Source organism: Enterobacter cloacae complex sp. SYL003 (genome assembly GCF_049236925.1).
Taxonomy (GTDB): domain Bacteria; phylum Pseudomonadota; class Gammaproteobacteria; order Enterobacterales; family Enterobacteriaceae; genus Enterobacter; species Enterobacter intestinihominis.
In genome coordinates, this window is record NZ_JBMKJK010000004.1 from 60,781 (window position 1) to 75,304 (window position 14,524).

At 53.0% G+C, this 14,524-nt stretch carries 14 protein-coding genes; 7 read left to right on the plus strand and 7 right to left on the minus strand.

All coding sequences use genetic code 11. The features are described 5' to 3' along the window. Positions 1–9: 9 nt before the first annotated feature. The gene (gene hglS / locus ACOT1A_RS06605) at positions 10–1,353 is read right to left on the minus strand and encodes a 2-oxoadipate dioxygenase/decarboxylase HglS (RefSeq protein ID WP_276170205.1); all 1,344 of its coding nucleotides are present in this window, start codon (positions 1,351–1,353) and stop codon (positions 10–12) included. A 227-nt stretch (positions 1,354–1,580) separates the two neighbouring features. On the opposite strand from hglS, the gene ACOT1A_RS06610 reads away from it, so the two are divergent. After that, positions 1,581–2,504 carry a LysR substrate-binding domain-containing protein gene (locus ACOT1A_RS06610; protein ID WP_022648073.1) on the plus strand — a complete coding sequence of 308 codons (924 nt, stop codon included), beginning with the start codon at positions 1,581–1,583 and terminating at the stop codon, positions 2,502–2,504. Between the two features lie 41 nt (positions 2,505–2,545). Here ACOT1A_RS06610 and ACOT1A_RS06615 read toward each other — a convergent pair whose 3' ends face one another. The 3 genes from ACOT1A_RS06615 to ACOT1A_RS06625 all read right to left on the minus strand — a co-directional run bounded on the left by ACOT1A_RS06615 (position 2,546) and on the right by ACOT1A_RS06625 (position 5,823). Then, a complete protein-coding gene (locus tag ACOT1A_RS06615) occupies positions 2,546–4,237 on the minus strand; it encodes a methyl-accepting chemotaxis protein (protein ID WP_276170204.1) in 1,692 nt (563 codons plus the stop codon). Positions 4,238–4,396: 159 nt separating this feature from the next. Then, complete coding sequence (locus tag ACOT1A_RS06620) at positions 4,397–5,515, minus strand: S-(hydroxymethyl)glutathione dehydrogenase/class III alcohol dehydrogenase (RefSeq protein ID WP_017693450.1); 1,119 nt, start codon at positions 5,513–5,515, stop codon at positions 4,397–4,399. A 32-nt stretch (positions 5,516–5,547) separates the two neighbouring features. Next, entirely contained in the window at positions 5,548–5,823 is a 276-nt protein-coding gene (locus tag ACOT1A_RS06625) for a metal/formaldehyde-sensitive transcriptional repressor (RefSeq protein WP_003857256.1), read from the minus strand. 243 nt (positions 5,824–6,066) lie between these two features. Between ACOT1A_RS06625 and ACOT1A_RS06630 the strand changes: the two genes are divergently transcribed. From ACOT1A_RS06630 to ACOT1A_RS06650, 5 genes are all read left to right on the plus strand, one after another. After that, positions 6,067–6,672, plus strand: a complete 606-nt coding sequence (locus ACOT1A_RS06630; protein WP_023300068.1) for a hypothetical protein — start codon at positions 6,067–6,069, stop codon at positions 6,670–6,672. A gap of 186 nt (positions 6,673–6,858) precedes the next feature. Beyond that, on the plus strand, positions 6,859–7,131 hold the full coding sequence (locus tag ACOT1A_RS06635; protein WP_003857263.1) for a DUF883 family protein: 273 nt from the start codon (positions 6,859–6,861) through the stop codon (positions 7,129–7,131). A gap of 191 nt (positions 7,132–7,322) precedes the next feature. Further along, positions 7,323–7,562 (plus strand): regulatory protein YcgZ, encoded by a 240-nt coding sequence (gene ycgZ / locus ACOT1A_RS06640; protein ID WP_003857265.1) that lies wholly within the window; start codon positions 7,323–7,325, stop codon positions 7,560–7,562. A gap of 112 nt (positions 7,563–7,674) precedes the next feature. Next, entirely contained in the window at positions 7,675–7,974 is a 300-nt protein-coding gene (locus ACOT1A_RS06645) for a hypothetical protein (RefSeq protein ID WP_022648070.1), read from the plus strand. A gap of 23 nt (positions 7,975–7,997) precedes the next feature. Further along, positions 7,998–8,276, plus strand: coding sequence for a biofilm development regulator YmgB/AriR family protein (locus ACOT1A_RS06650; RefSeq protein WP_075208094.1), 279 nt, complete (start codon positions 7,998–8,000; stop codon positions 8,274–8,276). A gap of 85 nt (positions 8,277–8,361) precedes the next feature. Here the strand turns inward: ACOT1A_RS06650 and ACOT1A_RS06655 are convergent, their stop codons facing one another. Next, positions 8,362–9,819, minus strand: a complete 1,458-nt coding sequence (locus tag ACOT1A_RS06655) for an EAL domain-containing protein (RefSeq protein WP_276170203.1) — start codon at positions 9,817–9,819, stop codon at positions 8,362–8,364. A 286-nt stretch (positions 9,820–10,105) separates the two neighbouring features. Between ACOT1A_RS06655 and ACOT1A_RS06660 the strand changes: the two genes are divergently transcribed. Then, the gene (locus tag ACOT1A_RS06660) at positions 10,106–10,990 is read left to right on the plus strand and encodes a hypothetical protein (RefSeq protein ID WP_023300064.1); all 885 of its coding nucleotides are present in this window, start codon (positions 10,106–10,108) and stop codon (positions 10,988–10,990) included. A gap of 33 nt (positions 10,991–11,023) precedes the next feature. On the opposite strand, the gene ACOT1A_RS06665 is transcribed toward ACOT1A_RS06660, so the two are convergent. Together ACOT1A_RS06665 and ACOT1A_RS06670 are read right to left on the minus strand one after the other, a co-directional pair. Further along, positions 11,024–12,199: an HlyD family type I secretion periplasmic adaptor subunit gene (locus tag ACOT1A_RS06665; protein ID WP_022648066.1), complete on the minus strand. Its 1,176-nt coding sequence runs from the start codon at positions 12,197–12,199 to the stop codon at positions 11,024–11,026. Next, positions 12,196–14,361, minus strand: a complete 2,166-nt coding sequence (locus tag ACOT1A_RS06670) for a type I secretion system permease/ATPase (protein WP_368958456.1) — start codon at positions 14,359–14,361, stop codon at positions 12,196–12,198. Before ACOT1A_RS06670 ends, ACOT1A_RS06665 begins: the two co-directional genes overlap by 4 nt. Positions 14,362–14,524: the final 163 nt, after the last annotated feature.

Here is a 14,524-nt window from a genome sequence, read left to right on the forward strand (position 1 = left end):
GTAACGGTTTCAGAGCAAACCGCAACGCTGTTTGCTGCGCGCTTCCGCCTCCTCGTAAAGCGTAAACTCGTCGTACACCGCACAGCCGAGCGCGGCTTCGAAGGCATTGCGGCTGGCATTGCCGTGGCTGCGCGTCTGCGTTTCATTGCCAAGATTCGACTGGAAAATCCCCGCCGCGCTGACGGGCAGAAAATCCTCGTAGGTGATTGGCTGTGCCACAACCCAGCCGCGCTCGATCAGCGGCTGCGGATCGTCACCGGGACGAAACGCGTGGCGATGCGCCTCACCTGTCGGAGTCAGACGGTAGCGGAAATAAGCCAGCCCCTGACGGCGCAGGAACATTTCGCTGTCCGGGAAGGTGCTGAAGATCTCGCGCAGGTGAAGCTGATGGGTCAGGTTGTCTTTGCCGGTCCCGGCCTGATTTAACAGACGGTCGTACAGCTCGCGCCCTTTCGGCGTAAGGGCCACGCCCCGCTGCTCAATCTCACCGAAACGCGCGGTATGCGTACCCTTGTGTTCTCCCGCGAAAAGCACCGGCTCTTCCAGCGCCTTAAAGCTGGTCTGGCGCAGGAGGATCGGCACCTCGCGGCGCGGCGGGCCTTCAATCAGGATTTTCGGCTCAATGCCGTACTTCGGCATCAGCTCCTGTACCCGGTCGATATCCAGCGTGCGCGGCGTGAGATGGTTGATATGGCACCCCGGGAAACAGACCACGTCGGCTATCAGGCGATGTTCGTTACTAAGCGCCAGATAGGTTTCCTGATCGACCGTCGCATGGCGATGCCAGCGGAAGGTTTCTAAGGCTTCCTGCACAAATTCGCGCGCCTGTGCCTCGGTAAAGTGTCCCTGTACATCATGCAGGTCGATCAGGTCCAGGCAGCGCGGCGTAAAGATGTTGCGCCGGGAGAGGATCTCTGCCGCCCTTTCGCGCAGCGCAACGTTTTCAATCAGCTCCAGGCGCAGCAGCGAGGTAAAAATGCGAAACGGATTACGGCAGAGCGCCGCATCGTCAGTCGGACGAAACGCCGTCGAGTGGACGGGCACGCCCGCCTGGGAGAGATCGTAGTAGCTGACCGGGTACATGCCCATAATGGCGAAGATCCGGCGCAGGGTGGAAAGCTCCTGCGCGGTGCCAACGCGGATCGCACCGTGACGTTCAACATTCAGGCGCGCCAGTTCGTCTGCATTTGCCAGTTGTTCATGTAAAAGTGGGTTATTTTCCAGAACCGCCAGGTTAACGTCCGCCACCAGTTCCAGCAAGGTGCCGTACTGCGGAACTTCCTGCTGGTACATCGCCGACATAGCCTGCGAAAAGTGTTCCCGAATATCATCAGCCGTGATGGTGTTCGCCATGATGTCATGCCTCCAGTGAATACTACCTGGAGTGTAGAGAAGCCCGTTCTTTTCGTTGGGAAGAATTTACAAATTGTGATCCAGGCAGACGAGTGGTCAAAGCATGGGCGTTTTCGAAAAACAGTTGTAACTCAAACAGATCAAATGTTAAAAATATTTTGCTATCAGGTTATCAAATTCAAACAACTTAACTTGTCACCCGCGTCGCTCTGTTTTTAACATCGCCTATGGAAAAAAATGGTCTGTTCAGTCAGCGCATACGCTTGCGCCATTTGCATACATTTGTGGCCGTCGCTCAACAGGGAACGCTGGGGCGAGCGGCTGAAACCCTTAACCTTAGTCAGCCTGCACTATCCAAAACGCTGAACGAACTGGAACAGCTTACCGGAACCCGTCTGTTCGACCGCGGCCGTCTGGGCGCTCAGCTTACGCTCGTAGGCGAACAGTTCCTGACGCATGCCGTTAAAGTTCTTGATGCCCTCAATACCGCCGGTCAGGCCTTAAACCGTAAAGAAGAGCAGGCCAGCGACATCGTGCGCGTGGGGGCACTGCCAACGGCGGCGCTGGGCATATTGCCTGCAGCGATCGGCCAGTTCCACCGCCAGCAAAAGCACGCCACGCTTCAGGTCGCGACCATGAATAACACCATGCTGCTGGCGGGCCTGAAGTCAGGGGAGCTCGATCTGGGCATTGGCCGGATGTCCGATCCGGAACTGATGAGCGGCCTGAATTACGAGCTGCTGTTCCTGGAATCACTGAAGCTGGTCGTGCGTCCGAATCATCCCCTGCTGCAGGATACCGTCACCTTAAGCCGCGTAATGGAGTGGCCGGTGGTAGTCTCCCCGAAAGGAACGGTTCCGCGTCAGAATGCGGAAGCGTTGCTGCAAATGCAGGGCTGCACGCTGCCTTCAGGGTGTATTGAAACGCTCTCGGCGTCTCTTTCGCGCCAGCTGACGGTGGATTATGACTACGTGTGGTTTGTGCCGTCCGGCGCGGTGAAGGACGATCTGCGACGCGGCGTGCTCACCGCGCTGCCGGTAACCTCACCCGGCGCAGGAGAACCCATTGGGATCCTGACGCGGGTAGATGCCCCGCTCTCTGAAGGCGCCCAAACGCTGTTAAGCGCCATTCGTAAGTCAATGCCTCTCTGATCCTAAACGCAGAACCCGCCGCGAGGGCGGGTCTGTCTTACTCAGAACGTTTCCCAGTTATCACCTGAGACGGCCGCCGCCGGGGTTAAAGGCGCGGGTTTTGCTGCGGTTGCGGCGGCTGTAGTCCGTCCTGCGCGCGCCCCGATGAGACGAAACGCGCCAACGGCTTCCGTCAGACGCGCGCCCTGCTCTTCCAGCGAGGCCGCCGCCGCAGAGGCTTCTTCCACCAGCGAGGCATTCTGCTGCGTCACCTTATCCATCTCGGAAATCGCCTGGCTCACTTGAACAATGCCGCGGCTCTGCTCATCAGACGCGGCCGCAATCTCCAGCATAATATCGGTGACGCGTTTAACCGCCTCGACGATCTCATTCATGGTATTGCCCGCCGCAACCACCTCCCCGGAACCCTGATCGATAAGCGATACCGATTCATTAATCAGGCTTTCAATCTCTTTCGCCGCGTTCGCGCTGCGGCTTGCCAGGGTGCGGACTTCACTCGCCACGACCGCAAAGCCGCGTCCTTGTTCACCCGCACGCGCCGCCTCGACCGCCGCATTGAGCGCGAGAATATTGGTCTGGAACGCGATGCTGTTAATCACGGCGGTAATTTCAGAGATCTTCTTCGAGCTGGTGGAAATATTACCCATGGTTTTCACCACGCCGGAGACCATCTGCCCCCCGCGGCTGGCCTTACCGGAGGCATCTTCTGCAAGTTTACTCGCATGATGCGCGTTATCGGCGTTTTGCTTCACCGTCGCGGTGAGCTGCTCCATGCTGGCCGCCGTCTGTTCGATGGCCGCCGCCTGCTGTTCGGTTCGGGATGAGAGATCGGTATTACCCGCGGAGATCTCGCTGGTTCCCCGGTAGATCTCCTCCGCCCCCTGCCGCACCGTGCCCACGGTTGTCACCAGCGCGTGCTGCATTGTTTGCAGATCGCGCGTCAGGCGGCCAATTTCGCTGCGCCCGGTCGGTTCGTCCGGCATGGTCAAATCGCCTTTTGCGATATTTTCGATACGCGTAGCGGCTCGCTGAAGCGGGTTTATCACCGTACGGCGCAGCACCACAAAGGTGATCACCGCCAGCGCCAGCGCCAGGCCAAACGCGCCGAACATAAACATCAGCCCCAGCCGGGTGCGGGTGTGAGCCTGCGCCGTCAGTGCGTTGGCACGTTCGGTACGGATTTTTATCGCCTTCAGCAGCACCGCGTTATAGGCATCGTCCAGCGGACGCGCGGTCTCATTTTCATGGTTGATAATGGCTTCAAACATGCCGTTTTTGGCATATTTCAGCATCGGCTGCATACCGGCGATGTAGGCGTCATAGCGGGCTTTCAGATCGCCATCCAGCGCTTCATCAGCCTGAGTGCGAACGGTGCGCTTCATATAGGCGGCAAATCCATCCTGCGACTGCCTGATGCGGGTCTCAGCCTCAGCGATGTTTTGCTTCATCGCCTCCATCTCCGCGATGCGGCTCGCCGCCCCCGCGTGGATCATATTGATACGGGCGGTGCGTAAATGGTTGGAACTGTTTGACAGACCGGTGCGCACCTGGATTTCTGCTGTGACATCCTGCTGATCGTTATCGGCCTGGAGCAGGAAATAGCCTGCCAGACCCGAGCTCAAGGCAAACAGGAGAATAATGCCACCGAGAATGGAGGAAAACAGCGGAACCAGCCGGATGTGATGCAAGAAACTCAGCTTGTGCTGCGCCTGCATCGATGTTGTGTTGTCCATGACCGTCGACTCTCTTATAGGTAAGATGCGTAAAAACACGCCTGTAAAAGAGTCATCGGCACAGCGGGGAATTAGATTACGCCTAAAAGCGCCAGACAGGTCACACTTTAGAGAAGATCAGGGAAGAAATGCCAGCGGGAAAAACCGCTGGCAGAATAATCAGTTGTCGCCGAAATGGATGACGGTACGAATGGATTTTCCTTCGTGCATCAGATCGAAAGCTTCGTTGATCTGCTCCAGCGGCAGGCGGTGCGTAATGAACGGATCGAGCTGAATTTTGCCGACCATCGCATCTTCAACCATGCCCGGCAGCTGTGTACGGCCTTTCACGCCGCCAAATGCCGACCCGCGCCATACGCGCCCTGTCACCAGCTGGAAGGGACGGGTTTTAATCTCCTGACCCGCGCCGGCCACACCGATAATGATGCTCTCACCCCAGCCTTTGTGGCAGCACTCCAGCGCTGAGCGCATTACGTTGACGTTGCCGATACATTCGAAGCTGAAGTCCACGCCGCCGTCGGTCAGCTCAACGATCACGTCCTGAACCGGTTTGTCGTAGTCTTTCGGGTTGATGAAGTCGGTCGCACCCATCTCACCTGCGAGCTTAAATTTCTCCGGGTTGGTATCCACAGCAATGATACGCCCAGCTTTCGCCTGTACCGCGCCCTGGATGACCGCCAGACCGATCCCGCCCAGGCCGAACACCGCCACGGTGTCACCCTCTTTCACTTTCGCCGTGTTATGCACCGCGCCGATACCGGTGGTGACACCGCAGCCGAGCAGACAGACTTTATCCAGCGGGGCCTGCGGATTCACTTTCGCCAGTGAGATCTCGGCGCACACCGTGTATTCGCTGAAGGTGCTGGTCCCCATGTAGTGATAGATTGGCTCGCCGTTATAGGAGAAGCGGGTTGTGCCGTCCGGCATAAGACCCTTGCCCTGCGTGGCGCGCACGGCCTGACAGAGGTTAGTTTTGCCGGATTTGCAGAACTTACACTCGCCGCACTCTGCGGTGTAGAGCGGGATCACATGGTCGCCGGGCTTCAGGCTGGTAACGCCTTCACCCACTTCCACCACCACACCGCCCCCTTCGTGGCCGAGCACCGCCGGGAATACGCCTTCCGGATCGTCACCGGACAGGGTAAACGCATCGGTATGGCAGACGCCGGTGTGAGTAATTTTGATCAGCACTTCGCCTTTCTTCGGCGGAGCAACATCAATTTCAACGATTTTCAGCGGCTGGCCTGGGCCGAACGCGACAGCTGCGCGAGATTTCATGATGTCTTTCCCTTGTTGTGAGGTGTGTGGGTTTATTTTAGATAAGAGCGCAGCAAATGGCCGACTTCCGCCATCCGCACTGCCCGCTGATCCGGGGTGGTCTCCCCCGTCACCAGCTCATCTTTGAGGTGAATTTCAACCATTTCACCCATCAGGCCATTGGCAGCACCCCGCACGGCGGCAATTTGCTGCAGAATGGCGAGACAGGGATCGCCCGACTCCAGGGCGCGTTCAAGGGCATCAACCTGGCCTCGAATGCGGCGGACGCGGGTCAGAATACGTTTTTTATCTTCGGGTGAATGCGGCATACGCCCTCCTGATACTATAGGGGGGTATGGTACCTCGTATGTTATTGCCCTGTAAACCACAAGATAGAGACGCTGCAATGAGCACATCGCCGGCAAGGAACAAAAGATATTTAGGGTTTATTCTGGCCGCTACGAATCCTATTTAGCTCGTAATGTTAAAATTCAGCACTTATATGGCACGATGTGAACAGAAATAACATTCTCGTCACCTAACATACTGCTACAAACAAAATGGTGGTGTTAATGATTGTACTAAAGAGCTTTTTATTCTTTGTTGGCGCGGCGGTCGCATGCGCGCTTATTATACTTTGTCTTTGGGTTGATATGCGGTTTGTCGGCCATGATATTCCGGAATTATCACTGACCGAAATCATGCAGGAAACGGTATTAGCGACTATCGTGTTTCTCCATTTTCGTCTGGCGAAAATGGATGAATCCATGCGTTACTGTAATATACTGGTTGGCGGTTTTTTCCTGACGATGTTAATTCGTGAACTGGACGCGCTTTTTGACCTCATTTCTCATGGGAGTTGGGTATGGTTCGCGCTGATTACCGCTCTGCTGGCTATAATTCGCCCCGTTATGCATTTTCGCACTACCCTGGAACAGCTGGCAAAATACACGCAATCCCCCTGGTACGGTATTCTGTTGAGCGGTCTGCTGGCTGTACTGGTCTTCTCCCGTCTCTTTGGGATGCAAGTGCTGTGGCACGCCATTCTGGAGCATGGCTATATGCGTGTCGTGAAAAACGCCGTGGAGGAAGGTTCGGAATCGTTCGGCTATATGCTGTGCCTGGCCGCATCCCTTGGCTATTACATTACCTTTCGCGCTAACGCACGAGAGAAATAGTCTCTTCCCGCTACGTAGACAGAGACGGCGAGGGAAATATTTATCCACTCCATCCTTAGGGCGTTATGGTGGACATGTAAGAAAGACATATCCTAAAAAGAGGTAATCAGGCGTCGATTTTAGCGAATTCTCTCTCACTCTTGCCATCAGCGTCTATCCTTAGACTATCAACAAAAGGAGGCTGGAATGTCTGATTTCGACACTGATAAAAATGCACAATACGCTGGCGATAAAGCCAAAAACAAACTTGATGAATTATCCGGCTCTGCGCAGCAGCAGTTTGGTGAATTCGTTGATTCCCCTAAACATCAGGTGAAAGGTGCAGCGAAAAAATATGCTGCTCAGGCCAGTGATGCCGTCTCGGATGTTACTGAAGCCGTCAGAAATAACCCGTTAACGGGCTTAATCGCTGCGGGTGCGGTAGGCATCGTTCTGGGACTTCTGCTGGGACGGAAATAATTTCAGGCCCTCCGGGGCCTTTTTTATGCCCCACGTTTTTCTCCCTCTCTTCCCCCCTAATTTTGATAGTTCTTATGACAAATCCCCGAACCGCACGAAAAACTTGTACAATTTAGATGTACAGATTTGACCGGATAGTATAAATTCGATGCCAGTGATGTTACAAAATTGTTTGTCAACGGTGGAAAATTATGCGTCGCAACCATGCTCCCTCTACAGCAGAAAGCGCTATAACCTTGTATTTTAACAAGGATAACGTCCCAACACAGCAGGAAACCCTTGGTGCCATCGTCAGTGAGATCATCAAAGAAAATGTACAACTGAGCAGAATGACAATTTGTACAAAGCTGTTGCGCAGAATTGAAGAATCAACGTCTGACGTTGAGAAAGCGCACTATAACGGTTTGATAGCCCTCTTCTTCGAGCGTTAACCTGAACACTGTTTTTAACTTACTAAGTTAGTCATGCTGAGTGAGAATAGAGCATCTGGATGCGATGACTAACCCCATGCTACAGCCGCGTGTAGCAGAGTGAGATTAAGCTATGCATAGAACTAAATTTGAACGACTTAAGGATGACCTTATCGGTGAGGCCGTATTATCCATACTGAAAGAGAACGGACCTATTACCTTTGCGTCTCTTGCTAATCGCCTGCAGGCGATGGCTAACGTTGAATCAAATGATGAGCGTAAAAATGCATTGATTGCCGCTGAAGATGAAGTGCGCCAGCGTGTAACCGGCGTATCGCACGACCGGGGAAGAGTGATGGGCGATTATGAAATTGGCCGCATGCGCTCTCTCTTTACTCACAACACGCTTCTGAGCCCAAATAAGAAACACTAATTTTAACCGAGACGGTGACCACCATGAGTAAAGCGACTATGCACCAGACGTATAATTTTGAAGCCCTGCACGATAAAGGACTGGCGGAACACTTTCTTAATGCTGGAAAGCATCTCAGTGGTGAAGTTGAAGTGTTAGGCTCGGCAATACGCTGTATTATGCTGACCGGTGACAACCTTTCGAATAAAGAGATCATCCTGCAACTGATTCACGCCCTTGAAATTACCGAGGAGCCTGAAGCCTGCGATGTCATTCGCAACACACTTGAAATTGTTGTCGGCTTTACGCGTGATGATATCTGAGAATACACTATTGCGACGGTGAGTGAGTGTTTTTTACTGGTGGTCGAATACTGTAGTCTGTCGTACCACCAGCATAGTGAAGCCGTTAACTAAATAGCCGTACCATTCGATCCAACTCTTCTTCTTTAACCGCGCGGGAAAGATAATAACCCTGGAATCGCTTAACCCCTAACGCGACAAGTTTTTCAAATTTTTCTTCGCTATCGACGCCTTCCGCAACGCATTCGGTCCCCGTCATGTCGCTGTAAACCTGTATCGCTTTAATAATGCTATAGTCTTTGTCGTTAGCCACAAAGTGCTCAACAATATCGCGATCAAGCTTTAGTCCATCAACATTAATCAATCTGATGGGCAGCATAGCATGATATTTTGAAAAACAGTCATCCAGAAAAATCCGACATCCCTCGGCGCGTAAACGCTGGAGTGTTTCGGGAATATTTTTATCCTTTGTTACGTCAACCGTTTCAGCTAGTTCAAAGACCAGTTTCCCGGCCCACTGCGGTTTGAGTAACATTTCGACGGCCTTTTTGGCCATCCCCGGCAGCGCGTTTCCCGAAGCAAGTTGAGGAGGAATGTTAACTGAAAAATAATATTTTCCATTGTATTTATTGATACCTGATACGGCCGCATGGATGACTAACGCCGTTAGCTTGAGCCATATTTCACTATTTTTTATCCCTCCCAGAAAATAGGTTGGCTTCAGGATCTCACCTTTTTTATGCCAGCGCAGCAGGATTTCAAATCCAACTCCTTTTTTATCACTATCAGTGATAATTTGATAAGCCGCAAAGATTTCCCGTTTATGTAACGCTTGCAATATATCTATTTCCGTTTCCGAAAACACTTTTGTTTTATTTTTTACTGCACAAACCTCATCTCTGAAAACGCGAGAGTCGCTAAACCATACTCTAATAATATATAATTTACCCAAACCCACCTTGCGATGGGTATAAATAGTTTTATCTGACAGCCCTAACCTCTTACTCTGCTCTTTTATGGAAATACCCCGATAGAAATTCAGTAGCACGGTTAACTCGCGATGTGTTAACCCATGCAAATTTTCTTTACCCTCCTTGTCCGGTACGTTACGCAACAAGCGTGAAGGGCCAGCACGCTCATCTGTCTCATTTTTTACAAAGCCCATTATTTCTGTAATATTCTCTACCCTGATCGTGGAAAGCTTTTTTGTATTATTAACGAGACTTCTCAACGTTGCATTAAGCCATCGCTCAGGTAGTGCACCATACAGGGTGACCCTGCAAATCACCGGCAGTGCATTCAGAACGGATACCAAGCGCTTCAGGCTTTCAAGAAAAGTAGCAACGTCACGACCAAGGAAAACCGAAACCTCGGGCGATTGATTTTCCATCATTTTTTCAACGTCAACGGAACATATTTCATCCTCTTCAAAATGGAGTCGCGTGGCGTGTACGCCTCGAGATTTCAGAAGCAGGCTATACCCTTCAAAGGTGAAACCGCAGGCTGAAATAACAAACCGTTGCTTGTAGCAAGTACCTTGCACAGAAGGTAAATTTTGAGACATAACCTGCTCCTGAGAATACAAACATCATTCCCATATGTAATTAAAGCCAATATTTCTTGTCGCATTGAATAATTTTACCGCACCCCATTTGGTTAATAAACCGTTATCAATGTTATGCACATGAACATCTTTGCGTTAATCAACCGACTCATCCATATGCTGCATAAATATCATTTTCTTTTCATATAACAACAGTAACCAGGACTTTCTCAAGGTATAATGAAAATTCCGAAAAAGAAGTCCGGACACTTCTTCTCATCGGCTCAGACAAAAAAGAGAAAATGCTATGGATAATCACATCTCATCCAGAGCTTTGCTACATCGACGGGATGTCATTAAAAACAACCCGCGATTTAGTGAAGCTATAATAGAACATTACAGAATCAATGACGCCATTTATAAAAAACAACCCCTGTTCTACAAAACGATGCTTCAGGAATCACGGTTCAATATAATACTCTCAATATGTTGTTTTGTTTTTGGCAATCAGGCTGAGTCGGTCTCGGAGATTAAGGCACTGTGCTCACGCTATAATATCGCCAGCCCTAACAGCGTTATTGCGATCATCACCATACTTAAAACCACCGGGCGAATTAAGACCTGGCGCTGTACCGAAGATCGGCGAAAAACAAAAATCGCGCCTACGGAAAAAGGACTGGATGAGCTTAAACGCTATATGTCCGGGGCGTTCACGCCTGTTAGCATTCTTTATCCGACATTCAACATTAATGTTAATCTTCTGGACAATGACACACTCAGGCACAACTTTTTCCGGCGCGCCGCAGAATACCTTTTCCGCGGATTAACATTCAGTAAAGTACTTCCGGAGGTGGGTTTATTTATTGATAAGGATGGTGGTCGGATGATTATGCTCTATCTCTATTTGCAGGCCATTAAAAACAAAACAGCATACGGTGCCATAATAGCGTATTCAGCCAGCACACTTGCAAAAGAATTTTTCGTCTCGCGTATTCACGTCAACCGCATTATCAAATCGGCACAGGAGGCAGGTTATCTTAAAGATCGCGGCGATGGCCGGATGTCCATTTACCCGGCATTTATCGAACTTGTCGAAAATTATGCCGGTTTATATTTTGCCTATGTCACACATTACATCAATGTGGTGCCAAAAGAACGACGCCATGCTGTCAACATGACGTCTACACTCTGATCTGACGGGCGTTCGGCTTGCTGAACGCCTTTTTTATCGCTCGCGCAGCGCCTCTTTTGCCTTATTTAACGGTTTCAGCAGATAATCAATGACGGATTTACTGCCGGTTTTGATATCAACCGTAGCTATCATGCCCGGAAACACCGGGAATTCCTTGCCCTGCCGGTTAGTCAGATGGTTACTGTCTGTACGGATATAAACGCGATAATAATAAACATCCCGTTTCACCTCGTCCTGAAGGGTATCCGGTGAAATCATCGTCACCTCCCCCTCCAGCCCGCCGTAAATGGAGTAGTCATAAGCGGTGATTTTCACCAGCGCTTTTTGCCCGGGATGGATAAACGCGACATCGCGCGGCGAGATTTTCGCTTCTATCACCATCTGGTCATCAAGCGGTACCAGGCTCATCAGTTTACCGTTCGGCGGGATCACCCCGCCAACCGTCGTCACGTCAATGTCTTTCACGATGCCACGCACCGGCGCATTAAACGTTAAGCGGGTGAGTGAGTCTTCGCGCCCTTTCATCACCGAACGCTGCGCTTCGATTTCCGCGTTCGCTTTCGCCAGTTCTTCGCGGGCGCGAACGTAGTACTGGTTTTTCATCTCGGTGATTTTGCTCTCCAGTTCATTTTTTTGGCGTTCAAGGCGTAAAACTTCGACCTTACTGGCCGCCCCCTGCGTCACCAGCGGGCGCGTTAATGCCAGTTCACGCTGCACGAGATCCGCTCCCTGGCGTAAACCCGCCAGCCCTTTTTCAAGGCTTTCGCGACGAGACTGGTAAAGCGCCGTTTCCTGTTTAACCAGCTCAACGTCGTCATCCAGCTCTGCCGGGAATGTCAGCCCGGTGTCGTTCACTTCAGCATTCAGACGCGCGGCTGTCGCCATCGCAGCATTTAATCGAGACTCGCTCTCAAGCACGCTGGACTCGGTTTTCGTCCGGTCCAGTTGGGCAAGCTGTTGACCACGCTCGACGATATCGCCTTCGCGCACCATCAGACTGTGGATAATCCCCCCTTCCAGGGACTGGATCACCTGCTCGTGGGAGGACGGGATCACCTTGCCACTGCCCGTAGTGACCTCATCCAGCTGGAACAGGCTGGCCCAGGTAATAAACACCACCAGCAGGGCAAACAGCGACCATGCCACCAGCGACGATCGCGGCAGGCGGGGCTCCTTCAGTCGGCTATTAAAGCGGGAGAAATCATTCATGCCACGACCTCCGTTTTCAGTTTAACCGTGCGCTGCGGCGCCTGCTGCGGGGCCATTCCGTGCTGGCGTAAAATGGCATCACGAGGGCCATCCATCACCACTTTGCCGTTTTCCAGCACGATGATGCGGTCAACCAGGTCCAGAATCGGCAGACGATGCGTCGCCACCACCAGCGTCCGGCGCTTACCGAGCCACTGGTGCAGATGCTGGATAAACTGCTTCTCGCTGACCTCATCCAGCCAGGCGGTGGGTTCATCCAGCAGCAGAATATTCGGCGAGGTGATCAGCGCGCGGGCCAGCAGCAGCGCCTGACGTTGCCCGCCGGAAAGCCCCATTCCGCCCTCGTTGATGATGGTGTTCAGCCCCATTTTCTGCTTGCGCACAAACTCCAGCGCACCGCTATTGACCAGCGCCTGATGGATTTCCTCGTCTGTCGCCAGCGGATTACCCATCAGGATGTTGTCGCGTACGGAGCCGAAGAACAGCCTCGCCTGCTGACTGAGCAGCTGCATATCGCGGCGTACGTCAGCCGGGTCAAGATGATTGAGAGCAATATCGTCCAGCAAAATGCTGCCCTGCTGTGGCTCCTGCATTCCCGCCAGCAGGTGCAGAAAAGTGCTTTTCCCCGAACCATTCCGCCCGAGCACCGCCACGCGCTCTCCGGCGCGAATGCGCAGTTTGCTGACGTTCAGCACGGTGAGCTTCTCTTCTTCGTCGTAATAAAACCCGACGTCGTCCAGCTGATAATCACCGCGCAGGTGGGCTTTATGCACTTTTTTGCCGTGCTGGGGATCGTCAATCGGACGCTGCATCAGGTCATCCAGTCCCTTGCGGGCCACCTTTGCTGACTGCCAGCGGGAGAGCACGCCGGAAATCTGCGACAGCGGCGCAATGGTGCGGGACGCCAGAATCGAGGTGCCCACCAGCGCACCGGTGGTCATGTCGCCGCTGATGACCAGGTAACAGCCCACCAGCAGCACCACGGCGTAGACGATAGATTGCACCTCCTGGGTCCAGGTCAGCAGCAGCCCCGTCAGCCAGCGCTGTTTCATGCCGACGCTGGCGGCAACGTCATTGGTGTTATTCCACTGGTTCTGGAACCGCTGCTCGGCGCGCATCAGCTTGATGTCCTCAAGCCCCTGCACCGCTTCCACCAGCGTGGCGTTACGAATCGCCGATTCACGCATCCCTTCGCTGGAGAGTTTTCCCAGCGGGCGCTGCACCAGCAGGCCGGGAATGAGCAGCAGCGGCACGGCCAGCAGCACCACCAGCACCAGCGGGCCGCCAATCATCCACAGAATGAAGACGAACAGCAGGAAGAACGGCAGATCGGAGATGGCCGCAATGGTGGTGGAGGTGATCAGCTCCCGCACCGACTCCAGCTCGCGGATCTGGGCGATAAACGACCCGGTCGATTTCGACCGTGCGCCGTTTTTAATCCTCAGGGCGTGGGCAAACACGCGCTCGGAAATACGCAGGTCGGCGCGTTTCCCTACCACATCCGAAATATGCACCCGCAGCATGCGCATGATGAATTCAAACACGATAGCGATCATCACGCCGCCAAACAGCACCCACAGCGTGGCTTCCGACTGGGACGGCACCACCCTGTCATACACCTGCATGGAAAAGACCATGCCGGAGAGCGCCAGCACGTTGGCGACCAGCGCCACCAGCATAATATCGCTGTAGCGACGCCAGTCTTTCAGCGCCAGCTGCCAGAACCAGTTTTTCTCATAGGGTTTGATGTAATCATCCACGCGCGCATCCGGCGTGGACTCCAGGGGACGCAGCACCATCAGCCCTTTTAACCGCGAACCGAGTTCGTCACGCGTCAGCGTCGTCTCCAGGCCGCCGTCGCCGCTGAACTGCACGCTGATGCTCCCTTCGTTGTCCATACGGTTGATGACCGCGATTTGCCCGCCGGTGAACTCCGCCAGCAGCGGTAAGCGCCACGGGTCGAGCGATACGGCTTCCGCCGCTACCCAACGCATCCCGAGCCCAAGCTGGCGCGCCATCTCCTCCAGCACCAGCTGGCGCGAAGACTGGCTTTCATGGTTAATCGTGACCCGAACATGCTCCGCCGAAAAATCCAGCCGATAGTGCTTAGCGATAATGAGCATGCCCTGCAACCAGGGTTCGTACTGTGGATGTGTCTTCATAATGCTACGTCCTGTTCAGGGCGATGATTTCGCACTGAAATGATACCTTTGCGAGATGATTAGAAATCGAACGTTGCCTAAACGAGCCCGCAAAATAATCATGTGAAATAGAGGGTTATGGCTATTAATGTAAAGAAACGCAAAAAGCCGCGAGGATCGCTCC

Bases quoted from the DNA above. Each gene is read 5' to 3' on its own strand.
- ACOT1A_RS06635 (WP_003857263.1), top strand. From the start codon at position 6,859: ATGTCTGATTTCGACACTGATAAAAATGCACAATACGCTGGCGATAAA.
- ACOT1A_RS06625 (WP_003857256.1), bottom strand. From the start codon at position 5,823: ATGCCGCATTCACCCGAAGATAAAAAACGTATTCTGACCCGCGTCCGC.
- ACOT1A_RS06610 (WP_022648073.1), top strand. From the start codon at position 1,581: ATGGAAAAAAATGGTCTGTTCAGTCAGCGCATACGCTTGCGCCATTTG.
- ACOT1A_RS06630 (WP_023300068.1), top strand. From the start codon at position 6,067: ATGATTGTACTAAAGAGCTTTTTATTCTTTGTTGGCGCGGCGGTCGCA.
- hglS (WP_276170205.1), bottom strand. From the start codon at position 1,353: ATGGCGAACACCATCACGGCTGATGATATTCGGGAACACTTTTCGCAG.
- ACOT1A_RS06655 (WP_276170203.1), bottom strand. From the start codon at position 9,819: ATGTCTCAAAATTTACCTTCTGTGCAAGGTACTTGCTACAAGCAACGG.
- ACOT1A_RS06615 (WP_276170204.1), bottom strand. From the start codon at position 4,237: ATGGACAACACAACATCGATGCAGGCGCAGCACAAGCTGAGTTTCTTG.
- ycgZ (WP_003857265.1), top strand. From the start codon at position 7,323: ATGCGTCGCAACCATGCTCCCTCTACAGCAGAAAGCGCTATAACCTTG.
- ACOT1A_RS06650 (WP_075208094.1), top strand. From the start codon at position 7,998: ATGAGTAAAGCGACTATGCACCAGACGTATAATTTTGAAGCCCTGCAC.
- ACOT1A_RS06665 (WP_022648066.1), bottom strand. From the start codon at position 12,199: ATGAATGATTTCTCCCGCTTTAATAGCCGACTGAAGGAGCCCCGCCTG.
- ACOT1A_RS06645 (WP_022648070.1), top strand. From the start codon at position 7,675: ATGCATAGAACTAAATTTGAACGACTTAAGGATGACCTTATCGGTGAG.
- ACOT1A_RS06670 (WP_368958456.1), bottom strand. From the start codon at position 14,361: ATGAAGACACATCCACAGTACGAACCCTGGTTGCAGGGCATGCTCATT.
- ACOT1A_RS06620 (WP_017693450.1), bottom strand. From the start codon at position 5,515: ATGAAATCTCGCGCAGCTGTCGCGTTCGGCCCAGGCCAGCCGCTGAAA.
- ACOT1A_RS06660 (WP_023300064.1), top strand. From the start codon at position 10,106: ATGGATAATCACATCTCATCCAGAGCTTTGCTACATCGACGGGATGTC.